Below are 23,130 nucleotides of genomic sequence, written 5' to 3'. Positions count from 1 at the left end.
TCCTGAGCGGCAGGCGTGTGGCGCCGCCGCTCAATTGTTCAATGGAGAGCCCGTACGCGGGCGGAGAACTGATGCTTTATCGCCGTTTCGAAAAACTGATCGACATCTTCCGCGACGCCCCTACCGCCGCGCCGCCCGATCGGGTTTTCCCCTTCTACGCCTACTACCTGAAGCAGGTCTGGCCAAGTTTCGCCGCCCTGCTCACCGTCGGCCTGTTCGGTGCACTGATCGAAGTCGCGCTCTTCAGCTACCTGAGCCGCATCATCGACCTGACCCAAGGCACGCCGAACGCTGACTTCTTCAAGGTCCATGGCCTCGAACTGGCATGGATGGCGGTGGTGGCGCTGATCCTGCGCCCGGTGTTTGTCGGCCTGCATGACTTGCTGGTGCACCAGACCCTTAGCCCTAGCATGACCAGCATGATCCGCTGGCAAAACCACAGTTACGTGCTCAAACAGAGCCTCAATTTCTTCCAGAACGACTTCGCCGGGCGCATCGCCCAACGCATCATGCAGACCGGCAATTCGTTGCGCGATTCCGCCGTGCAAGCCGTGGATGCGCTGTGGCACGTGCTGATCTACGCGATCAGTGCGCTGGTGTTGTTCGCTGAAGCCGACTGGCGCCTGATGATCCCGCTGCTGACCTGGATCGCCGCTTACATCGGCGCCCTCTGCTACTTCGTGCCACGGGTCAAGGAGCGTTCGGTGGTGTCCTCCGATGCACGCTCCAAACTGATGGGCCGGATCGTCGACGGCTACACCAACATCACCACGCTGAAGCTGTTCGCGCACACCAATTTCGAGCAGCAGTACGCCAAGGAAGCCATCGAAGAGCAAACGGTCAAGGCGCAACTGGCCGGCCGCGTCGTCACCAGCATGGACATTGTGGTCACCAGCATGAACGGCTTGCTGATCGTCGGCACCACGGGCCTGGCGTTATGGCTGTGGACGCAGTCGCTCATCACTGTGGGCGCTATTGCCCTGGCGACCGGCCTGGTGATTCGCATCGTTAACATGTCCGGCTGGATCATGTGGGTGGTGACCGGCATTTTTGAGAACATCGGCATGGTCCAGGACGGTTTGCAGACCATTTCGCAACCGGTCAGCGTCACCGATCGGGAACAGGCCAAACCACTGGCCGTTGCCCGCGGCGAAGTGCGTTTCGAGCAGGTGGATTTCCACTACGGCAAGAAGAGCGGGATCATCGGCGACCTCAACCTGACCATCAAACCCGGTGAAAAGATCGGGTTGATCGGCCCGTCCGGCGCCGGCAAATCAACCTTGGTCAATTTGCTGTTACGTCTGTATGACGTGCAAGGCGGGCAGATTGTCATCGATGGCCAGAACATCGCCGAGGTGAGCCAGGAAAGCCTGCGCGAACGCATCGGTATGATTACGCAAGACACATCGCTGCTGCACCGCTCGATCCGCGACAATCTTTTGTATGGCAAACCGGACGCCACCGACGCTGAACTCTGGGAGGCGGTACACAAGGCCCGCGTTGACGAGTTCATCCCGTTGCTGTCGGACGCCGAAGGCCGCACGGGCTTCGACGCTCATGTGGGCGAACGCGGGGTGAAGCTCTCCGGCGGTCAGCGTCAGCGTATCGCCATCGCACGAGTGCTGCTCAAGGACGCGCCGATTCTGATCATGGACGAAGCCACCTCGGCACTGGATTCGGAGGTGGAAGCCGCCATCCAGGAGAGCCTGGAAACCCTGATGCAGGGCAAAACCGTGATCGCCATCGCCCACCGCCTGTCGACCATCGCCCGTATGGACCGGCTGGTGGTCCTGGAAAAAGGCCGCATTGCCGAATCTGGCACCCACGCCGAACTGCTGGCGCATGGCGGGTTGTATGCGCGGTTGTGGCAGCACCAGACGGGCGGGTTTGTGGGTATTGATTAATCCTGGCCGATCCCCACTGCCCCTGTGGGAGCGGGCTTGCTTGCGAAAGCGGTGGGTCAGGCACCATTGATACCGACTGATAATGCTCTTCGCGAGCAAGCCCGCTCCCACAAGGGATCAGCGCCACCCCGAATATTACGGGCGAAGATCAATCCTGCCGAAAAGGCAAAGCCGTCCGCGCCTCTTCGGCATAGGCCAACACCCCGACTCGCTCCTGCTGCAGGAAATCCTTCACCGCCGCTTTTAATCCGGGATGGCGCAGGTAATGCCAGGAGTGAGTGATCACCGGCTCGAATCCGCGAATCAGTTTGTGCTCGCCCTGCGCCCCGGCATCGAAGCGCTGAAAACCGTTGGCGATGGCGTAATCCATACCCTGATAGAAACAGGTTTCAAAGTGCAAGCGGTCGAATTCCGCCAGGCACCCCCAATAACGCCCATAAAAACTGTCGCCGCCCACCAGGCTGAACGCCATGGCCACCGGGCGTGAGCCTTGTTTGGCCAGTACCACGCGAATCGCTTCGGGCATGCGTTCGGCCAGCAAGCTGAAAAATTCGCGCGTCAGGTACGGCCGCTGCCGACGTACGGCGTAAGTATTGGCGTAACAGGCATAGACGAAATCCCACTGTGTCTGATCCAGCTGCCTGCCTTCAAGCCATTCGAATTCAATCCCCTGCCCCGCCACTTGCTCACGCTCTTTGCGCATTTGCTTGCGCTTGCGCGAACTGAGCACGTCGAGGAAATCCTGAAAGTCCCGGTAGCCGCGATTATGCCAGTGGTATTGGCAGCCAATTCGCTGCAGCCAGCCCGTTTGTTCAGCCAGCGCGGCGTCAGTGAACGGGTCGGTAAAGTTGATGTGGGCGCTGGAAAGTTCTTCGATGTCGAGGTAGCCCGGAATGCTCTTGAGCAATTCGAAACCATCCTCGACCGAAGCCGCCAGCAGGCGCGGCCCGCTGACCGGGCTGAACGGCACCGCGGTCAACAACTTCGGGTAATAGTCGATGCCGGCACGCTCACAAGCATCGGCCCAGGCGTGATCGAACACGTATTCGCCGTAGGAATGCCATTTGCGGTAGCTGGGCAGGGCCGCGATCAGGCGCCCGCCTTCCATGTGCAGCAGGTGCTCAGGCTGCCAGCCAGAATGTGGCCCCACGCTGCCACTGTCTTCCAGGGAACTCAGGAACGCGTGCCGCAAGAACGGTTGAGACTCCGGCACCAAAGCATCCCAAGTGTGCGGGCCGATGTCGGACATGTTTTCCAGACGTTGCAATGGCATCGATACCCTTCCCGTTTCAACACTTGGCAGCCGACGAGTATCGCCTATCAACGCCGGTTAGACACCTCCCTTCGGCCGACAGGGTGCCTTGGCGAAAGTTCAATGAAGGGCAACACCGTCATCGAGACGCCATCAGTTTGCCACCGGCTTGTCATAAACGATCGCGATACTGGCGCCAGTTTTTAGAGCGTCGGGTTCTAAACCCGATCACTGTTTCCGTCCGACAACGGTCGGTTGTGCCCTGGATGATTCGTCATCCTCTTCATCTTCGGAGATTGATATGCGTCTTGCTTCCACGAAAACTGCGGCGGCCCTGTGTGGTGGTCTGCTGCTGGCCCTTAGCATTCCGGCCAGTGCCGCAGTCGACGCCAAACTACTCGACATGCTCAGGGCGAACGGCTCGATCAGCGCCGCCCAGCACAGCGAGCTGCAAGCCGAGCTCGCCCGCGACCAGAAAGAGCAGCAAATCGCCCGTCAGGCTCAGCAGGAGACCAACGAGCAAATCGCCGCCACCGCGAAGAAGACCAACGAACTGAGCAGCTTTGACCAGAAACTGGCGTGGGCCGCCAAGACCCAGTTCAAAGGTGACGTACGTCTGCGCCAGGAGACGGTCAAGAACGACGGCGTACCCAATACCGGTGATCAGGATCGTCAACGGATTCGCGTGCGCCTTGGCGCTTACAGTGAAATCAATCCGCAAGTGGACGTCGGTATCCGCGTTGCCACCGGCAGCGACAACGATTCGCGCTCGACCAATCAGAGCCTGGACAACTACTTCACCAAGAAAGACATCTGGCTGGATCAGGGATACCTGGATTATCACCCAACCGCCATCAAGGACCTGCACCTGATCGGCGGCAAGATGCCACAGCCATGGGTCAGCACCGGCGACATCATCTGGGATACCGACATCAGCCCTGAAGGTCTGGCAGCCACGTACAAGCATTCGTTGGGCGGCGTCGAGCTGTTCGGCAGCGCTGGTCACTACACACTCAAGGATAACGTCGACGGCGAAGGGCGGCAGTTCCGTCATGACCTGCGCCTGTACGCCGGTCAGCTGGGTGCTCGCTTCGCGCTCACCGACAACCTGAAAATGACCTTGGGCGGCAGCGTCTATGGTTACGACAACGACAACGACACCACCCTCCTGGCCATCAACGGCAACAGCGCGGGCGAAGAATTCAAACTGTACGAGGGCTTCGGCTCGCTGGACATCAGCGGTCTGCCATTGCCGTTGTCGCTCTACGGTCAGGTCGTCAGCAACGACGACGCCAGCAACGATCAGGACATGGGCTGGCTGGCTGGCGTCAAGACCAAGTTCTACGGCTTCGGCCTGGACTACAACTACCGCGATGTACAGCGCAACGCCGTGGTCGGCGCCTTCACCGATTCCGACTTCGCCAACGGTTTCACCGGTTCGCGTGGCAGCAAGTTCAAAGTCAGCTACGAGCTGGACAAGAACTTCTCGCTGGGCGCGACTTACCTGATGGCAAAATCCGACTACACCAACGCCACGCTGCGGGACTCGAAAATCAACACTCTGCAACTGGATGCTGAAGCCAAGTTCTGATTTAGCAGCTAATCAGCCTGGGAAAGGATGCCTGGGCGGCTTTCACAAACTCGCGCTGACGTAACGGCCCCTCATCCGGCCGATACAGCAGCGCGAGTTTTTTTGTGCATGTAGCGCCCCTGTGATGGGATTCCGTGGCAGGGGATTTATTTGTGGCATGGGTTCATCTGTGGCAGGGATTCGACTGTGGCTGGGATTTGTCTGCGGTAGGGGATTTGTCTGTGGCAGGGGATTTATCTGTGTAAGGGATTTATCTGTGTAAGGGATTTATCTGTGTAAGGGATTTATCTGTGTAAGGGATTTATCTGTGGCGAGGGGGCTTGCCCCCGTTGGACCGCGAAGCGGTCCCAATACTGGTAAACAGAAATTTGCAGATGCTTTGAATGGCATATTTTCAGGACTGCTTCGCAGTCCGACGGGGGCAAGCCCCCTCACCACAGACAAGCCCCCTCACCACAGGCAAGCCCCCTCACCACAGACAAGCCCCCTCACCGCAGGCAAGTCCCGCTACCGCAAAGGTATCTGTTTGCTCTGAAGTGCCAGCAAATTAACGCTTGCGCAGAATCACGCTACCAATCGAATAACCGGCGCCGAACGAGCTGAGCACTGCCAGCGAACCGGCGGCCAGGTCATCCTGGTTTTTGTGAAACGCGATCACCGAGCCCGCAGAACTGGTGTTGGCGTAGGTGTCGAGAATCACAGGCGCTTCTTCTTCGGTCGCTTCGCGGCCCAACAGCTTCTTCACAATCAGATGGTTCATGCTCAGGTTGGCCTGGTGCAGCCAGAAGCGCTTCACGTCGCCGACGTTGAGCTGGTTTTCTTCCAGGTGTTTGGCAATCAGCTCGGCGACCATCGGGCAGACGTCCTTGAACACCTTGCGGCCTTCCTGCACGAACAATTTGTCTTTGGCACCGATGCCCTCCTCCGCTGCGCGGTTGAGGAAGCCGAAGTTGTTACGGATGTTATTGGAGAACTTGGTCAACAGTTTGGTGCTGACCACATCGAACTGGTAAGGGGATGTCGCCAGATCAGCGCGTTCGATGATCACTGCGGTGGCGGCGTCGCCGAAGATGAAGTGGCTGTCGCGGTCACGGAAGTTCAGGTGGCCGGTGCAGACTTCCGGGTTGACCATCAGGATCGCCCGGGCCTGGCCCAACTGCACGCTGTTGGCCGCAGCCTGAATACCAAAGGTTGCCGAGGAGCATGCAACGTTCATGTCGAAACCGAAACCCGCAATACCCAATGCTTCCTGGACCTCAATGGCGATGGCCGGGTAGGCGCGTTGCAGGTTGGAGCAGGCGACGATCACGCCGTCGATGTCCGCAGCGGTCTTGCCGGCACGCTGCAACGCTTGCTCGGCAGCAACGATGGCCATCTGGCAGAGCACCGACCACTCGTCGTTCGACCGTTCCGGTAAACGCGGCGCCATGCGCCGTGGGTCCAGAATGCCGTCCTTGTCCATGACGTAGCGGCTTTTGATGCCTGAAGCTTTTTCAATGAACGCAGCGCTGGACTCGGTCAACGCGGCCACTTCGCCGCGTTCGATGGCCTGCGCGTTGTCGGCGTTGAACAGCGCGACATAGGCGTTGAAAGACTGCACCAGCTCTTCATTGGAGATGCTATTGGCCGGGGTGTACAGGCCGGTGCCACTGATGACGACGTTATGCATGGTCGTTTCTCTAATCTGTTCAGGCAGAAAGCGCTGGCACCGACGTACCAACACACAATGGGGCTGCTCCCGTCGCGGAAGCACGCAAGGCATCGCTTTATTCCGATCCGCCCGAACCGTCGAAGGCTCAAAACCGCGGGACCGGCGTTTATAGGCGCGAAGTTTGCCATAAACCTGCGGTTTTCGCCCTGTTTGCTGGATAAGCCCCCTCTACAGGCAAACAAAAACCTGTGGGAGCGAGCCTGCTCGCGATGGCGGCCTGACATGCAACACGGATGTGGAATGTGATGGCCCCGATAGCGAGCAGGTTCGCTCCCACGGGTTTTGCCCAAGCCTCGGGCCTAAGGCTCGACCTGACTCCACTGCTTGCCCAACCGCTTATCGGAGATCGGCACTTTGGTCCCCAACTGCTGGGCAAACAGTGAAACCCGGTACTCTTCCAGCCACCAGCGGTACAACTCAAGCTGCGGATCGCGTTTGCCCTCTTGCGCATGTTTACCTGCGCGAGCCTGGTATTGCGCCCACAGGCCAGACAACTCACCGCTCCAGACCCGGTCCTTCTGCACCTGCGCGGCAAGTTTTTCGAAACGCTGCTCGACAGCTTTCAAATAACGCGGCAACTCCTTGAGCCACTGCATCGGCGTTTCCCGGACAAAACCCGGGTACACCAGATGGCTGATCTGCTGCTTGATGTCGTTCAGGGCTACGGCTTGCGCCAGGTCGATCTTGCCCTTGAAGCGCTTTTGCAGTCCGTGCCAAAGCTTGAGAATCTCCAGCGTCAGCTTGGCCAACCGCTCGGCATGTTCGGTCCAGCCGCCGCGTTTGCGTTCGGCCAGTGCCGCCAATCCGGCGCCGTCGCGCGGCAGCGGGTCTTCGCCTTCAAGGATGCAGCTGTCGAGGCTGGCCAGCAAAATGTCTTCCACCAAGCCGTCGATGCGCCCCAACTCGCGGTACATCAGGCCCAGCTCGGTCAGCCCCGGCAGCTTGCCACGAAGGAATTTTGCCGGTTCCGCCAACTGCTGCATGAGCAAACGCTGCAAGGCGCGACGGTGCTGGAACTCGGCTTCGGCCGGGGTGGAAAAACGCCCTTCCTTGACCGTGCCGGCTTCTTCCACCAGCGCCGGATACACCGTCATCGACAGACCGGCGATCTTCTGCTGGGTTTTTTCCGCCACCGCCGCGAAGACTTTCGCCTCCACCGGCTGCTGACTTTTCGCGGTTTGCGGCACTGCCAGCGCAGCTTGACTGGCCTCGGCGAACCGTGCGGTCAACTCGGCCAGATCGCGGCCTTCGCCGAGGAATTTACCTTGACCGTCGACGATCTCCAGGTTCATCCGCAAATGGCTGTCCACCTGTTGCGCCGCTTCAGCCCAGGCTTCATCGCTGACGCGTGCACCGGTCATGCGCAACAGTTCACGGCCCAACGCTTGCGGCAGCGAACCCTCGGCGAACGTCATGCGCTGCAATGCGGCTTTGACGAAATCCGGCACTGGCACGAAATTTTTGCGCAGCGCCTTGGGCAGGTTTCGTACCAGTGCGACGCACTTGGCTTCGATCACCCCCGGCACCAGCCACTCCAGACGTTCCGGCGGCAGCATCGGCAACAATGGCGCCGGCACTCGCAGGGTGACACCGTCGCGCGGGTGGTTCGGTTCAAAGTGGTAACTGAGCGCCAGCTCCAGATCGCCGATGTGCAGCGTGTCCGGGTAATGCTGCGCGGTGACTTCACTGGCTTCGCGGGCCAGCACGTCTTCTTCACGCATGATCAGCAGTTGCGGGTCTTTCTGGCTGTTGACCCGGTACCAGCTGTCGAAAGTTGCGGTTTGATGGATCTCGGCCGGCAGCCGGGCATCGTAGAACGCGAACAGGGTTTCTTCGTCGGCCAGAATATCGCGGCGACGGGCCTTGGCTTCCAGTTCGTCCAGTTGTTCCAGCAGCTGCTTATTGGCGGTCAGGCATTTGGCCCTGGACTGGATTTCGCCACGCACCAGGCCTTCGCGAATGAACAACTCGCGCGAAACCACCGGGTCAATCGGCCCATAATGCACCGGCCGCCGACCGACCACGATCAGCCCGAACAAAGTGATTTGCTCGAACGCCACGACCTGGCCGCGCTTCTTCTCCCAGTGCGGTTCAAAGTGGTTTTTCTTGATCAGGTGCCCCGCCAGTGGCTCGATCCAGTCGGCATCGATCTTGGCGACCATGCGCGCATAGAGCTTAGTGGTTTCCACCAGCTCGGCGGTCATCAGCCATTGCGGACGCTTCTTGCCCAGGCCCGATGACGGATGAATCCAGAAGCGGCGCTGACGCGCGCCGAGGTAGTCGCCGTCTTCGGTTTTCTGGCCGATCTGGCTGAGCAAGCCGGACAATACCGCTTTATGCAGTTTCGGATAATCCGCCGGTTCTTTGTTCAGGCTCAACTGCATGTCGCGGCAGATCAGGCTCAGCTGACGGTGCGAGTCGCGCCACTCGCGCAGCCGCAGGTAATTGAGGAAATTCTTGCGGCACCAGTTGCGCAGCGGACTCGCCGTCAACGCCTGGCGCTGCTCTTCGAAACCACGCCACAGGTTGACCAGCCCGGCGAAATCCGAGTCGACGTCTTTCCACTGCGCGTGCGCCTGATCCGCCGCTTGCTGACGCTCCGGCGGCCGCTCGCGCGGGTCCTGAATAGACATGGCGCTGGCGACGATCAGCACTTCCTGCAAACTGCCAAGCTTCGCCGCTTCAAGCAGCATGCGGCCCATGCGCGGATCAACCGGCAGCCGCGCCAGCTGACGACCGAGCGGAGTCAGCTGACTGTTACGGTCCACCGCTGACAGCTCTTGCAACAGGTTGAAACCGTCGCTGATGGCTTTGCCATCCGGAGGCTCGATGAACGGAAAATCGGTGATCTCGCCAAGACGCAGATGAAGCATCTGCAGAATCACCGCGGCAAGGTTGGTGCGCAGGATTTCCGGATCGGTAAATTCCGGGCGCCCGAGGAAATCTTCTTCACTGAACAGGCGCACGCAGATGCCCGGTTCGACGCGTCCGCAGCGACCCTTTCGCTGATTGGCGCTGGCCTGTGAAATAGCTTCGATCGGCAGGCGCTGGACCTTGGCGCGGTAGCTGTAACGGCTGATGCGCGCGGTGCCGCTGTCGATTACGTAGCGGATGCCTGGCACGGTCAGCGAGGTTTCCGCGACGTTGGTCGCCAACACCACACGGCGGCCCGGGTGTGACTGGAAGATTCGCTGCTGTTCGGCCGGTGACAAACGCGCGTACAGCGGCAGGATTTCGGTGTGTTTGAGCTGGGCCTTGCGCAGCATGTCCGCCGCATCGCGAATCTCGCGCTCACCGGGCAGGAACACCAGCACGTCGCCGGGGCTCTTGCGCTCGCTACGTTCGAACGCGGCAATTTCGTCGAGGGTGGCGAGGATTGCCTGGTCGACGGTCAAGTCATCCTCGACGCGGTTGCCCTCTTCGTCCTGTTCCAGGGTCAGCGGGCGATACCAGGTCTCGACCGGGAAGGTGCGACCAGAGACTTCGACGATCGGCGCATCATCAAAATGCTTGGAGAACCGTTCAAGGTCGATGGTTGCCGAGGTGATGATGACTTTCAGGTCCGGGCGACGCGGCAGCAGGGTTTTCAGGTAACCGAGCAGGAAGTCGATGTTGAGGCTGCGCTCGTGGGCTTCGTCGACAATGATCGTGTCGTAGCGTTCGAGGTAGCGGTCGTTCTGGGTTTCCGCGAGCAGGATGCCGTCGGTCATCAGTTTGATCAGGGTGTTCGAATCGCTCTGGTCCTCGAAGCGTACTTGATAGCCGACCAGCGCGCCCAACGGTGTGCCGAGCTCTTCGGCGACCCGGCTGGCGACACTGCGTGCGGCGATCCGACGGGGCTGGGTGTGGCCGATCAGGCCGTGCTGACCGCGGCCGATTTCCAGGCAGATCTTCGGCAGCTGAGTGGTTTTGCCCGAGCCGGTTTCGCCGGCGATGATCAGCACCTGATGCTTGAGCAGCGCCGCTTTGATCTCGTCGCGCTTGGCGGCAATCGGTAGGCTGTCGTCATAACGCACCACCGGCAGACTGGCACGCCGCGCCAGCACCTGATCACAGGACGCCTGCAGGCGCGTCGCCCACTGGGCCAGCTTGGCCTCGTCAGGTTTCTTGCGCAACTCGAGCAACTGCCGCCGCAGCCGGTGACGGTCGGCGAGCATGGCGTGATCGAGGTTTTTCAACAATTTGTCGATGGAGGGCGATTCGTCGGTCATCGGGTACGCAATTCAGTCGTCTAGTGGCGCAGGGGGGCGATTGTCGCAGATTTAGAGGACGAACGAGATCCCTTGTAGCAGCTGGCGCAGCCTGCGTTCGAGTGCGAAGCGCCCGCGAAAACTGCGTTCAGAGTTGTTCAAATGCACTGCGAGCACCGTATTGCGAGGACTTCGTCCTCGGACGCAGGCTTTGCCAGCTGCTACACAGGCTCTGGATTGCGAGGACTTCGTCCTCGGACGCAGGCTTCGCCAGCTGCTACACAGGCTCTGGATTGCGAGGACTTCGTCCTCGGACGCAGGCTTTGCCAGCTGCTACACAGGCTCTGGATTGCGAGGACTTCGTCCTCGGACGCAGGCTTCGCCAGCTGCTACATGAAAATAGGGATTATTCGGTATCCCGGCCCTTGCGTCGATACGGGAACACGTCGATCACCTTGCCTTCCCGGATCGCCTCCTGCAGGCTTTTCCAGTAATCGGCGTTGTACAACTCGCCGTGCAACTGATCGAACAACTTGCGCTGCCCCGAATCGGCGAACAAAAACGGTGGAAACTCCTCGGGGAACACATCCAGCGGCCCGATTGAATACCACGGCTCCGACGCCATCTCATCCTCGGGAGTGCGCGGCTGCGGGATGTGGCGGAAGTTGGCCTCGGTGAGGAAACAGATTTCGTCATAGTCGTAAAACACCACGCGCCCGTGGCGGGTTACGCCGAAATTTTTCAGCAGCATGTCGCCGGGAAAAATGTTTGCCGCCGCCAGTTGCTTGATCGCCAGCCCATAATCCTCCAGCGCTTCGCGCACCTGCGCCTCGTTGGCGTTTTCCAGGTACAGGTTCAACGGCGTCATCCGCCGCTCGGTCCAGCAGTGGCGGATTAACACCGTGTCGCCTTCTACCGAGACCGTGGACGCGGCGACTTCCAGCAGTTCCTCGAGACACCCCGGCTCGAATTTGCTCAGCGGAAAACGGAAGTCGGCAAACTCCTGGGTATCGGCCATGCGCCCTACCCGATCAACGCTCTTCACCAGCCGGTATTTTTCGATCACGGTGGCGCGGTCAACGTTTTTCGATGGAGAGAAGCGGTCCTTGATGATTTTGAAAACGGTGTTGAAACCCGGCAGGGTGAACACGCTCATGACCATGCCGCGCACGCCGGGGGCCATGATGAACTGATCGTCGGTATTGGCCAGGTGATTGATCAGTGCGCGGTAGAACTCCGATTTGCCGTGTTTGTAGAAACCGATCGAGGTGTACAGCTCGGCGATGTGCTTACCCGGCAGAATGCGCCGCAGGAAACCGATGAACTCTGCCGGCACCGGTACATCGACCATGAAATAGGAGCGCGTAAACGAGAAGATGATCGACACATCCGCTTCATCGGTGATCAGCGCATCGATCTGAATCCCGCGCCCTTCGCGGTGCAACAATGGAATCACCAGCGGCCACTGTTCGTCGCGGGTGTTAATCCTCCCGACCAGGTACGCGCCTTTGTTGCGATAGAGCACCGAGGAAAACAGTTCAACGCTCAGCTCCGGGTCCTTGCAGACCCAGTCGGGCAAATTCTCGCGCAGTTGAGTTTCCAGGCGGCTGAGGTCGCCGGGCAAGTCGGCGTAGTCCTCGCTGAAGCGGTAGTCGGCAAAAATGCTCGCCAGCATCACCGACAATTGCCCTTGAGGCTTGTAGGTTCGGGTTTGCGCAGCACGGGCCCGACGCAGGCTCGGCCGCGTGGTGTGGATGAACATGCAGCCGTCGCTGATCAGGTCGTGGCTGAACAGTCCGCAGAAAATCGAGTTGTACCAGGTCTCGGACAATTCATCATCGAAACGCAAATCGATCAGGCTGATGTAGGCGCTCTTGACCAGCGGCCAGCAACTGACGTCCATCAACGTGTCGTTTTCGAAGGCTTCGCGCAACCGCCCGACGGTCTCGCCGACTTTTTCTTCATACAGGCTTATGCGCGCTGCCGAGGCGGTTTGCGCCTCCTGCCATTGCGCTTGCTCGAACCGTGCCCGGGCGCCGTCGGTAATCTGCCGGAAATGCTCGCGGTAATCGTCAAAGCCATCAAGGATCCTGCGGGCGATGTCGATGGCTGGCCATTGCTGCGGCATGGTGAGACCTCTGCGGGAATTGACGAGCCCTGAGCTTAGCCAGTGAACCGGGTACAGGAGAAGTGGAATTTTTGCCGAGAGTTACGTGCTCTCCTCGGGGGTTGGCTGCTCGTTTTTCGGTTGCGGTAGAGGACACACTCAGCAACACTCTCGCCCCCAGCAAGGAAGGAGTGCACCGTGAGCCCTGTCGATATTGTCCGATTACTGTCGCTGGCAGCGATCTGGGGCGCGAGCTTTCTGTTCATGCGCATCATCGCGCCGGTCATCGGCACCGTGCCAACCGCGTTTTTTCGCGTGTCGATTGCAGCGCTCGGTCTGCTGGTAATCCTCGGGCTGATGCGCATCAGCTGGGATTTCAAAGGCAAGCTCAAGACCGTGATGCTGCTGGGGGTGATCAACTCCGGCATCCCGGCGACCCTGTACTCCGTGGCCGCGCAAGTGCTGCCCGCCGGTTACTCGGCGATCTTCAATGCGACGACGCCGCTGATGGGCGTGTTGATTGGCGGCCTGTTCTTCCATGAAAAACTCACGGCAGCCAAGCTTGGCGGGGTGAGTCTGGGGTTGTTCGGCGTGGGCATCCTGACTCGCGCCGGGCCGGTGGCGTTCGACATGGAATTGCTGATGGGCGCCCTGGCCTGCCTGCTCGCGACCACTTGCTACGGCTTTGCCGGGTTTCTTGCGCGGCGCTGGCTGGATCAGGCCGGTGGCCTGGACAGTCGACTGTCGGCGGTGGGCAGCATGCTTGGGGCAACGCTGTTCCTGCTGCCGCTGTTCGGCTACAGCGTGATCACCCAGCCCCCGGCGAGCTGGGGCGGCTGGAGTGTCTGGCTATCGTTACTGGGGTTGGGGCTGGTATGTACCGCATTGGCGTACATCATTTACTTCCGCCTGCTCAGCTCGGTCGGGCCGGTGAAGTCGATGACCACGACCTTCCTGATTCCGCCGTTCGGGGTGCTATGGGGTGCGCTGCTGCTGGATGAGCCGCTGTCGATGGCGCATATCTATGGCGGCGTGTTGATCGGGGCGGCGTTGTGGCTGGTGTTGAAGCCTGCGGTGGTGCAGCCTGCCGCGCCGGTGTCCAGATAATGTTCGCTGTTGCTGATGGCGCCGTCGCCGGCAAGCCAGCTCCTGCAGGCCATCGGAATTGATCACGGAATTCTCACCCGATTACCTCGCGTGATCGGCTAGCAATTGAACACAGCTGATATGACCGGCTCCGGTTGCAACGGGGGCACTTGCGAGCGCATCACTTGAACAACCAATACCCCAGCAACGTCAGTATCACCACCGCGAGCACCGGGCGCATCACGCGGTACGCCTTGGGATGGCGACGCTTCCATTGTTTGACCGCGCCACTGAAGGTATCACTGAAACGCTTGCTCCAGGCGTAGGCCTGATTGATTCCACCCACTCGTTCTTCTTCGACATTTTGCGGCGCGGTAGCGCGGCCCAGGAAGGCACTGATCGCACGGTTGATGCGGGCCATCAGGCGATTGCGCAGCGGCCGTTCCACATCGCAAAACAGTATCACCCGGGTTATCCCGGTTTCGTTCTTGACCCAGTGCACGTAAGTCTCATCGAACATGACATCTTCCCCATCGTGCCAGGCGTACTCCTGGCCATCGACGAAAATACGGCAGTTTTCCGAGTTCGGCGTCGACAACCCCAAGTGGTAACGCAGTGAGCCGGCGAACGGATCACGATGCGGATTGAGGTGGCTGCCGCCTGGAAGCAAGGCGAACATGGCGCCCTTGACGTTGGGAATGCTACTGACCAGTGCCACGGTTTTTGGGCACAGGGCCTCGGCTGACGGCAGCGGTTTGTCGTACCACTTGAGGTAAAAACGCTTCCAGCCTTTTTTGAAGAAAGAGCCGAAACCAGCGTCGTTGTTTTTCTCGGCGGCGCGAATGTAACCCTCGTCGAACAGGTGCATCGCTTCGTCGCGGATTGTTTCCCAGTTGTCTTTGAGTACATCCAGTTCGGGGAACTTGCTGCGGTCCAGGTAGGGTTTGGAGGGCACACTGGAAAATAGATACATCAAGGCGTTGTAGGGAGCAAACAGCGCGGAATGGTTAACAAACTGGCGCAGCACCGGTAAACGCGCCTTGCCACGCAAATGCACATACAGCGTGCTGCCCAGGAACAGCAGCAACAACGAAGCCTTCGCGGCAAAGGAAACGCTCATCAATAACTCCTTGATTATAAACAACTTCACTCAGCGCCATTTACCCGACGCGGCAGCCGGGCATGATAAACACTCAAGCCCAGCGGAAAAACCTGCACTTTTCATATTCAGTGTTGATGAAAGTGCAATAAAGCTTTAGTTAACACAGGTTGGCTGAACGGGGGCTGACGTGAATCAATCCCCCATGGAGTGGCTCACTTACTGCTGGTTCTCCTGATCAGTGAACAAATCGCTGAAGAGTATGCTCGACAGGTAACGTTCACCAGAGTCGGGCAGGATTACGACAATTGTCTTGCCTTGCATTTCCGGGGTTTCAGCCAGTCGAACTGCCACTGCCATCGCCGCACCGCAGGAAATGCCGCACAAAATCCCCTCTTCCTGCATCAAGCGCAGAGCCATCGCTTTCGATTCCTCGTCGGTGACCAGCTCGACCCGGTCAACCATTGACAAGTCGAGGTTCCTGGGCACAAACCCGGCGCCGATACCCTGAACCTTGTGCGGTGCGATCGGTTTGATTTCCTCACCCGCCCGCGCCTGGGTAATCACGGGGGACGACACCGGTTCAACCGCAACCGACAGAATCGGCTTGCCTTGCGTATTCTTGATATACCGCGACACACCGGTAATGGTTCCGCCGGTTCCAACGCCAGCCACCAAAACATCGACGGCGCCGTCGGTATCGTTCCAGATTTCCGGGCCCGTGGTTTTCTCATGGATCGCCGGGTTTGCCGGGTTATCGAACTGGCCTGGCATGAAGTAAGTGGATGGATCGCTCGCTACGATTTCGGCAGCTTTTTCAATGGCGCCTTTCATGCCCTGGGCCGGTTCGGTCAGCACCAGTTCGGCACCCAAGGCTTTTAACACCTTGCGCCGTTCGATGCTCATGGACGCGGGCATGGTCAGCATCAATTTGTAACCGCGCGCGGCTGCAACGAACGCCAGGCCGATCCCGGTGTTGCCCGAGGTCGGCTCAACGATGGTCATGCCAGGTTTGAGTTTTCCGGTGCTTTCAGCGTCCCAGATCATGTTCGCGCCGATCCGGCACTTGACGGAATAACCAGGGTTACGCCCCTCGATCTTGGCCAGAATGGTCACACCGCGCGGGGCGATACGGTTGATCTGAACCAGCGGCGTGTTGCCGATGGAGTGGGCGTTATCAGCAAAAATACGGCTCATGGCTGGGTCCTTGTACAGCATTGAAGAAGCCCATAACGGTATGCCTGTTGCCCGTGGGCGTCCAGTCAGTCGAACGTCCGGCCGACAGCGCAGTCAATGCCTTTACACCGCTGGAGAATTGCCATTATGAAACGCAGATACAGTTGGCCCCTGTGGGTCCTTGTCGGCCTCGTTGTGCTGCTGATCGCACTGCATATCGCTTTACCCTACATGGTCCGCGATTACTTGAACGACAAGCTGGCTGACATGGGCGACTATCGCGGCCAGGTGACGGACGTCGATCTGGCACTGTGGCGCGGCGCCTACAAGATCAATGGCCTGAAGATCGTCAAAGTCGACGGCAAGGTTCCGGTGCCGTTCGTTAATGCACCCGTGATTGACCTGTCCGTTAGCTGGCACTCGCTCTGGTATGACCATGCCGTAGTGGCCGAAGTACAGTTCTTTAACCCTGAGGTGAACTTCGTCGACGGCGGCGCCAACAAACAGAATTCCCAGACCGGTCAAGGCACCGACTGGCGTGAACAGTTGGGCAAACTGGCGCCGATCACCCTGAACGAAGTGCGCATCTCCGATGGCAAGGTCAGCTTCCGCAACTTCAATTCCAAGCCCCCGGTGAACATGAATGCGACGCAGATCAACGCAAGCATTTTCAACCTGACCAACGTTGTCGATACCGAGGGCAAGCGCGACGCCCGCTTCGAAGGCAAGGCGTTGCTGTTGGGACATGCGCCACTGGAAGCCACGGCCACGTTCGACCCGCTGAGCGACTTCGAAGACTTCGATTTCCGTCTGCGTGCCAGAGGCATCGAGCTCAAGCGCATGAACGACTTCGCGTCGGCCTATGGCAAGTTCGATTTCAACGCCGGCCACGGAGACGTCGTCATCGAAGCCGAGGCCAACAACGCGCAATTAAAGGGCTACATCAAGCCACTGCTGCGCGATGTCGACGTGTTCAATTGGCAGCAGGATGTCGCCAATGAGAAAAAGGGATTGTTCCGCTCCGTTTGGGAAGCGCTGGTCGGCGGTACCGAGACCGTGCTCAAGAACCAGCAGAAAAACCAGTTCGCCACCCGCGTTGAACTCAGCGGCAATGTGCACCAGCAGGATGTCAATGCGTTTGAAGCCTTCCTGCAGATTCTGCGTAACGGTTTTGTGCAGGCATTCAACGCCCGTTATGAGCGGCCGAAACCGGATGCCGGTTAACGTCTCGAGGAACGATATAGCGGCCGGGGTCCTCGGCCGCTTTTGCATCGCCCGAATGGAGATAGCTCCATACTGGCCATGCCCCATACCAAGTCAAGATGTGACGCGCCATTCAGAGACTGAATACGCCGTCTGCGTTCACAGTCGACGGGGCGGCGCGTTATAGTCGGGGACTCTATTTATTCGCCCTGCCCTCCCGTCAGGCCGGCATCACCGTTCGAGGATTAGCAGATGAAGTTCGAAGGCACCCAGGCCTACGTCGCCACCGATGACCTGAAGCTGGCGGTCAATGCCGCTATCACCCTGGAGCGTCCGTTGCTGGTCAAGGGTGAGCCAGGCACGGGCAAGACCATGCTCGCCGAGCAGCTGGCCGAATCCTTTGGCGCCAAGCTGATCACCTGGCATATCAAATCCACCACCAAGGCGCATCAGGGCCTGTACGAGTACGACGCCGTCAGCCGCCTGCGCGATTCGCAACTGGGCACGGAAAAGGTCCACGACGTTCGCAACTACCTGAAAAAGGGCAAGCTCTGGGAGGCCTTCGAATCGGAAGAACGAGTGATTCTGCTGATCGATGAAATCGACAAGGCCGACATCGAGTTCCCCAACGACCTGCTGCAAGAACTCGACAAGATGGAGTTCTACGTTTACGAGATCGACGAGACGATCAAGGCGAAAAAACGTCCGATCATCATCATTACTTCGAACAACGAAAAGGAATTGCCGGACGCTTTCCTGCGCCGCTGCTTCTTTCACTACATCGCATTCCCGGATCGCACTACGTTGCAGAAGATCGTCGACGTGCATTACCCGGACATCAAGAAGGACCTGGTCAGCGAAGCGCTCGATGTGTTCTTTGACGTGCGCAAAGTACCCGGCCTGAAGAAGAAGCCATCGACTTCAGAACTGGTGGACTGGCTGAAGTTGCTGATGGCCGACAACATCGGCGAAGCGGTGCTGCGCGAACGTGATCCGACCAAGGCGATTCCGCCGTTGGCCGGCGCGCTGGTGAAGAACGAACAGGACGTGCAATTGCTTGAGCGTCTGGCGTTCATGAGCCGTCGCGGCACTCGCTGATCATTTGAGAAGATAGCCATGCTGCTCAACCTGTTCAATGAAATGCGTGCAGCCAAGGTGCCGGTATCGGTGCGCGAATTGCTGGACCTCATCAACGCGCTGAAACAGCGCGTGACCTTCGCCGACATGGACGAATTCTATTACTTGTCGCGGGCGATCCTGGTGAAGGACGAAAAGCATTTCGACAAGTTTGACCGCGCGTTCGGGGCCTATTTCAACGGCCTTGAAAAACTCGACGATCACCTTCAAGCGCTGATTCCTGAAGACTGGCTGCGCAAGGAATTCGAACGCTCACTGACCGACGAAGAGCGCGCGGCGATCCAGTCCCTCGGCGGCCTCGACAAACTGATCGAGGAATTCAAGAAGCGTCTTGAAGAACAGAAAGAACGCCACGCTGGCGGCAACAAATGGATCGGCACCGGCGGCACCAGCCCGTTCGGTTCCGGTGGGTTCAACCCGGAAGGCATCCGGGTCGGCGATGCCGGCAAGCGCCAGGGCAAAGCGGTCAAAGTCTGGGATCAGCGCGAGTACAAAAACCTCGACGACTCGGTGGAACTGGGCACTCGCAACATCAAGGTGGCGTTGCGTCGCCTGCGTAAATTCGCTCGCCAAGGCGCGGCGGAAGAACTGGACATCGACGGCACCATCGACCACACCGCTCGCGATGCCGGACTGCTGAACATCCAGATGCGGCCGGAGCGGCGCAACACCGTCAAGCTGTTGCTGCTGTTCGACATCGGCGGCTCGATGGACGCCCACGTGAAGATCTGCGAAGAACTGTTCTCGGCCTGCAAGACCGAGTTCAAGCATTTGGAGTACTTCTACTTCCACAACTTCGTTTACGAAGCGGTGTGGAAGAACAACATGCGCCGCACCTCCGAGCGTTTTTCGACCCAGGACCTGCTGCACAAGTACGGCGCCGACTACAAAGTGATCTTCATCGGCGACGCCGCCATGGCGCCCTACGAAATCACCCAGGCCGGCGGCAGCGTCGAGCACTGGAACGAAGAGCCGGGCTACCTGTGGATGCAGCGCTTCATGGAGAAATACAAGAAACTGATCTGGATTAACCCGTATCCGAAAGATACGTGGGGCTATACCTCGTCGACCAACATTGTTCGGGATCTGATTGAAGACCGGATGTACCCGCTGACGTTGCGGGGGTTGGAAGAAGGGATGCGGTTTCTTTCCAAGTAGAGATATTTGTTGTCTGGGATGACGCCTTCGCGGGCAAGCCTCGCTCAGGGTTAACACGAAACCTGTAGGAGCGGGCTTGCTCGCGAACAACTCAGCATCCAAAGCTGCTGGTGCGATGAATGGATGTTTCGGTGAAATTACAAGTGGCCTACTCGCAAGTGAATTCGGACGACTGAAGTTAAACATGGACCTACAAGCGCAACGCTTATGGTCAAACTGGGCGGAGCGACTGGCAACATCTTCAGGCGACTATACATCGCTATTTACCGCAATCGGAACCCATGTACTGCTCAATACCGCCGGCATGCATGAAGTGGACACCGTTAATTTCGACATCATCCAAAGCATACTTCGGGACTGTGGTGAACCGTTCGAAGTTGTTGATCCGGCTAAATTGGAGTGGCTTAAGCCGAGTAATTTGGTTCGCCCACTACGGGGATTGCACATACCAAACGAGCATTCGGTGAACTCCCATCTTTTGCTGGAAAAACTGGATGCCGCATTTGTTGCTGAAGGCGGTATCTTAAAAAATGAGAATGCCAGGCGAGTCTTGGCAGAAAACAGCGAAGTGTGCATGTTCCCGAGATATTTTCAGTAGAAAGCTTTTCTTCAGTACATCAACTTGTTTCAACGGTTCGTGGCCACCTGCGCTCAGATGTTCCAACGATCGAAGCAATACGAGCCTGTTTTCCGGGTGGATCTATGACGGGAGCCCCGAAGAAACGCACGATGGAAATTATTGACGTACTGGAATCCTCAGCACGTGGAGTCTACTCAGGCGCATTAGGCTGGTTGTCTTTTAGTGGTGGCGCGGAACTGAGCATTGTCATTCGAACGGCGGTGCTACGGGGTAACCAGGCGGAATTCGGAATTGGCGGCGCGATTGTCGCGCATTCTGATCCAGAGCAAGAGCTTGAAGAAACCTTGGTGAAGGCTAGTGTGCCTTATTACAGTTTTGTCGCAGGGAGCGAATGATGATGAGTGACGCAGTTGTCGTGCTAGGCGGTGCAGGCTTGGTCGGCTCTTTGATCAGCCGGATCCTTATGCAATACGGATACGATGTCCGGGTCGTAGATCGACGATCAACCGAGCATGAGAGAGGCTTCAATCAAATTGATGTCATGTGCCCGTTCAGTAACACCGAGCAGATATTCAAGGGGGCAGTTGCAGTGGTGTTTGCGCTACCAGAAAGCGTAGCTATCCATGCGATACCTTGGGTTGTTAGCTCCGTTTCAAAGAACGTTGTGTTCATCCCGCCTGCTCTGTTCAGGAGCCGTTTTACAAAACATTGAAGGATGCCTCGCCTCTTCAACCCTTCGTTGGTATCAATCCGATGTTTTCGCCCAAACTCTCCGTTCAGGGGCGCACCGTTGCAATTTGTCTGGAAGAAAGCGACTCACCTTCGACCTTCATCGAGCAACACCTGATGGAAGCAGGTATGAAAGTAAAGCGAATGACGCCTGTCGCCCATGACGAACTGATGGCGCTTTGTCAGGCATTGCCTCATGCAGCAATTCTCGGGTTTGGCCTGGCATTAGCAAGGTCTTCACTTGATTTGGAAAGTGCACTTGAGGTGATGCCTCCACCGATGCGCACGATGATGGCGTTACTGTCCCGGGTTCTAGTTAATCCACCCGAAGTCTACTGGGACATACAGCTTGAAAATGACCAAGCCAACCACCAGCGCTCTGCGCTCGCTGAGGGAATGGAGCGGTTGATGAAAAATGTTCGCGACCAGGATTACGATGAATTCAGAAACGACCTACAGGGCATTTCAAATACATTGGGTACTCGTTTGAGCTCTGGCGCTGTCGATTGTCAGCACGTTTTTTCATTACTGAACTGACGACATCGTCGTTCGGGAAGTGCACAGGGACTCTTTCACGGGAGTCTCGCAAATCTCCCGTGAATGTTTTGTGGGTGATAAGGGGTTTGGCGAATGGCGTTAATAAGTAAGGCGGCACAACGCGGATTAAAATCAAAACGGTGGTCAAGCCTCTGCATGCTGATGCTGCCTGTATTGCTGGTGACAGTTGACAATACGGTGCTTGGGTTTGCGTTGCCAAAGATTGCGGAAGCCCTGCGTCCAAGTGCTAGCCAACAATTGTGGATGATAGATGCCTATTCGCTGGTATTGGCGGGATTGCTGGTGTCTATGGGTAGCCTGGGAGATCGAATCGGCCATCGCAAGTTGTTACTCACCGGGTCTTTGGGCTTTGTCATCGTATCGGTGCTGACCGCCTACTCTCATACAGCGGCGCAACTGATTACCGGGCGCGCTTGCATGGGGATTTTCGGTGCGATGCTTATGCCCTCAACACTGGCATTGATACGTTCGGTGTTCGAGGATCGAGAAGAACGAAGAATTGCAGTCGCGATCTGGGCAACGACTTTGACTGTTGGATCAGCGCTCGGTCCTTTAGTGGGCGGGGTGTTGTTGGAGTTTTTCGATTGGGGGTCGATTTTCTTACTCGCGGTCCCCGTTTTGGTGCCACTACTGATTCTGGGACCACTGCTATTGCCTGAATCGGAGCGAGACTCTACAGGCCCTTTGGACCCAACAAGCATCCTGCAATCGATGGTAGCTCTCAGCGCCATCGTTTATGGCATCAAACATAGCGCCAGTGATGGTGTTGACTGGATGGCGCTGACAGCATTTGTTGTTGGCGCTGTGGCTGGGTGGATGTTTGTCCAGCGACAGTTACGTCTGCCGGTGCCGCTGATGGACTTGAATCTGTTCCGCAGTAGTACCTTCAGCGGCTCCGTCGTGATCAATCTGATGAGCCTTGCGTTCCTCGTCGGCTTCGTATTTTTCACCACCCAGTTCTTACAAATCGTCCTTCAGATGTCACCCTTGAACGCTAGCCTCGCGTTAGTACCGGGTCAGATCATGGCGATCGTAGTGGGGATGGCGATCGTACCTGTAGCACAGCGAGTACAGACGCATGTTCTTGTACCCATTCTTATGGCGTTTGCTGCAGCGGCGTTTTTGCTGGTCGCCGGCATGGGTAGTAACTTGATAGTTCTGGTGGTGGCTTTTGCCTTGTTGAATATCGGTGTGGGCGCGATTGCGACGGTATCCAACGATGTAATTTTGTCGGCTGCGCCGCCGGCAAAAGCGGGTGCGGCTTCGGCCATTAGCGAAACGGCCTATGAGGTTGGCGTAGTGTTGGGGACGACAGTGCTCGGTGGTCTCGTCACCGCCTACTATCGTGGAATATTGCAGCTTCCGGGCTTTCTCAGTGAAGCGCAGGCGATGCTGGCGAGTGAGACGCTGTCAGGTGCCCATAATGTGACGGTAGATTTGTCTGGTGATCAGGCGAGCGAGTTAATGAGGCAGGCGGGAAGCGCATTTGAGGGTGGTATCGGGCTGGTTTCGTGGGTGACATTCGGCTTGGCACTTATAGCGATATTGATCGCATGGCGCACTCTGCGGATACCGAATGGTAGGGTCGTGTAAAGCGGCGTTTGTGATAACGCCTTCGCGGGCAAGCCTTGCTCATACAGGTTTCGTGC

Annotated in this window: 17 protein-coding genes; 11 read left to right on the top strand and 6 right to left on the bottom strand. The window is 58.1% G+C overall.

The genetic code is table 11. From position 1 onward, the window contains the following. Nucleotides 1–71 precede the first annotated feature (71 nt). A complete protein-coding gene (locus F8N12_RS07610; protein WP_150579908.1) occupies nt 72–1,904 on the top strand; it encodes an ABC transporter ATP-binding protein in 1,833 nt (610 codons plus the stop codon). A gap of 148 nt (nt 1,905–2,052) precedes the next feature. On the opposite strand, the gene F8N12_RS07605 is transcribed toward F8N12_RS07610, so the two are convergent. Next, complete coding sequence (locus F8N12_RS07605; protein ID WP_150579907.1) at nt 2,053–3,177, bottom strand: GNAT family N-acetyltransferase; 1,125 nt, start codon at nt 3,175–3,177, stop codon at nt 2,053–2,055. Between the two features lie 280 nt (nt 3,178–3,457). Between F8N12_RS07605 and F8N12_RS07600 the strand changes: the two genes are divergently transcribed. Further along, on the top strand, nt 3,458–4,747 hold the full coding sequence (locus F8N12_RS07600) for a putative porin (RefSeq protein WP_150579906.1): 1,290 nt from the start codon (nt 3,458–3,460) through the stop codon (nt 4,745–4,747). 547 nt (nt 4,748–5,294) lie between these two features. On the opposite strand, the gene F8N12_RS07590 is transcribed toward F8N12_RS07600, so the two are convergent. The 3 genes from F8N12_RS07590 to aceK all read right to left on the bottom strand — a co-directional run bounded on the left by F8N12_RS07590 (nt 5,295) and on the right by aceK (nt 12,776). Further along, nucleotides 5,295–6,416: a beta-ketoacyl-ACP synthase III gene (locus tag F8N12_RS07590; RefSeq protein WP_150579904.1), complete on the bottom strand. Its 1,122-nt coding sequence runs from the start codon at nt 6,414–6,416 to the stop codon at nt 5,295–5,297. 341 nt (nt 6,417–6,757) lie between these two features. Then, nucleotides 6,758–10,669 (bottom strand): ATP-dependent RNA helicase HrpA, encoded by a 3,912-nt coding sequence (hrpA, locus tag F8N12_RS07585; protein ID WP_150579903.1) that lies wholly within the window; start codon nt 10,667–10,669, stop codon nt 6,758–6,760. A gap of 385 nt (nt 10,670–11,054) precedes the next feature. After that, nucleotides 11,055–12,776: a bifunctional isocitrate dehydrogenase kinase/phosphatase gene (gene aceK / locus F8N12_RS07580; protein WP_150579902.1), complete on the bottom strand. Its 1,722-nt coding sequence runs from the start codon at nt 12,774–12,776 to the stop codon at nt 11,055–11,057. 177 nt (nt 12,777–12,953) lie between these two features. Here aceK and F8N12_RS07575 point away from each other — a divergent pair, with 177 nt between their 5' ends. Further along, nucleotides 12,954–13,862, top strand: coding sequence for a DMT family transporter (locus tag F8N12_RS07575; RefSeq protein ID WP_150579901.1), 909 nt, complete (start codon nt 12,954–12,956; stop codon nt 13,860–13,862). A 160-nt stretch (nt 13,863–14,022) separates the two neighbouring features. On the opposite strand, the gene F8N12_RS07570 is transcribed toward F8N12_RS07575, so the two are convergent. Together F8N12_RS07570 and cysK are read right to left on the bottom strand one after the other, a co-directional pair. Continuing rightward, a complete protein-coding gene (locus F8N12_RS07570; protein WP_150579900.1) occupies nt 14,023–14,961 on the bottom strand; it encodes an aspartyl/asparaginyl beta-hydroxylase domain-containing protein in 939 nt (312 codons plus the stop codon). Nucleotides 14,962–15,159: 198 nt separating this feature from the next. Then, nucleotides 15,160–16,137 carry a cysteine synthase A gene (gene cysK, locus F8N12_RS07565; protein ID WP_150579899.1) on the bottom strand — a complete coding sequence of 326 codons (978 nt, stop codon included), beginning with the start codon at nt 16,135–16,137 and terminating at the stop codon, nt 15,160–15,162. Nucleotides 16,138–16,263: 126 nt separating this feature from the next. Between cysK and F8N12_RS07560 the strand changes: the two genes are divergently transcribed. The 8 genes from F8N12_RS07560 to F8N12_RS07530 all read left to right on the top strand — a co-directional run bounded on the left by F8N12_RS07560 (nt 16,264) and on the right by F8N12_RS07530 (nt 23,074). Then, the gene (locus F8N12_RS07560) at nt 16,264–17,340 is read left to right on the top strand and encodes a DUF748 domain-containing protein (RefSeq protein ID WP_150579898.1); all 1,077 of its coding nucleotides are present in this window, start codon (nt 16,264–16,266) and stop codon (nt 17,338–17,340) included. Between the two features lie 231 nt (nt 17,341–17,571). Further along, on the top strand, nt 17,572–18,417 hold the full coding sequence (locus F8N12_RS07555) for an AAA family ATPase (RefSeq protein WP_028620815.1): 846 nt from the start codon (nt 17,572–17,574) through the stop codon (nt 18,415–18,417). Between the two features lie 18 nt (nt 18,418–18,435). Then, on the top strand, nt 18,436–19,614 hold the full coding sequence (locus F8N12_RS07550) for a vWA domain-containing protein (RefSeq protein WP_150579897.1): 1,179 nt from the start codon (nt 18,436–18,438) through the stop codon (nt 19,612–19,614). A gap of 76 nt (nt 19,615–19,690) precedes the next feature. After that, nucleotides 19,691–20,212 (top strand): hypothetical protein, encoded by a 522-nt coding sequence (locus F8N12_RS07545; RefSeq protein WP_191623125.1) that lies wholly within the window; start codon nt 19,691–19,693, stop codon nt 20,210–20,212. After that, nucleotides 20,185–20,589 (top strand): chorismate-binding protein, encoded by a 405-nt coding sequence (locus F8N12_RS07540; protein ID WP_224787680.1) that lies wholly within the window; start codon nt 20,185–20,187, stop codon nt 20,587–20,589. The genes F8N12_RS07545 and F8N12_RS07540 overlap by 28 nt, the downstream gene beginning before the upstream one ends. 2 nt (nt 20,590–20,591) lie before the next feature. Next, nucleotides 20,592–20,906: an NAD-dependent epimerase/dehydratase family protein gene (locus F8N12_RS27780; protein WP_224787679.1), complete on the top strand. Its 315-nt coding sequence runs from the start codon at nt 20,592–20,594 to the stop codon at nt 20,904–20,906. Nucleotides 20,907–20,947: 41 nt separating this feature from the next. Beyond that, nucleotides 20,948–21,460 (top strand): prephenate dehydrogenase dimerization domain-containing protein, encoded by a 513-nt coding sequence (locus tag F8N12_RS27775; protein WP_318189649.1) that lies wholly within the window; start codon nt 20,948–20,950, stop codon nt 21,458–21,460. 156 nt (nt 21,461–21,616) lie between these two features. Next, nucleotides 21,617–23,074, top strand: coding sequence for an MFS transporter (locus tag F8N12_RS07530; protein WP_224787677.1), 1,458 nt, complete (start codon nt 21,617–21,619; stop codon nt 23,072–23,074). Nucleotides 23,075–23,130 lie beyond the last annotated feature (56 nt).

Origin of the sequence: Pseudomonas fluorescens, from assembly GCF_902497625.1 — a bacterium.
GTDB classification, from domain to species: Bacteria; Pseudomonadota; Gammaproteobacteria; order Pseudomonadales; family Pseudomonadaceae; genus Aquipseudomonas; species Aquipseudomonas fluorescens_BQ.
Note: the sequence above shows the minus strand (reverse complement) of the source record. Positions and strands in the feature narration are given on the sequence as shown.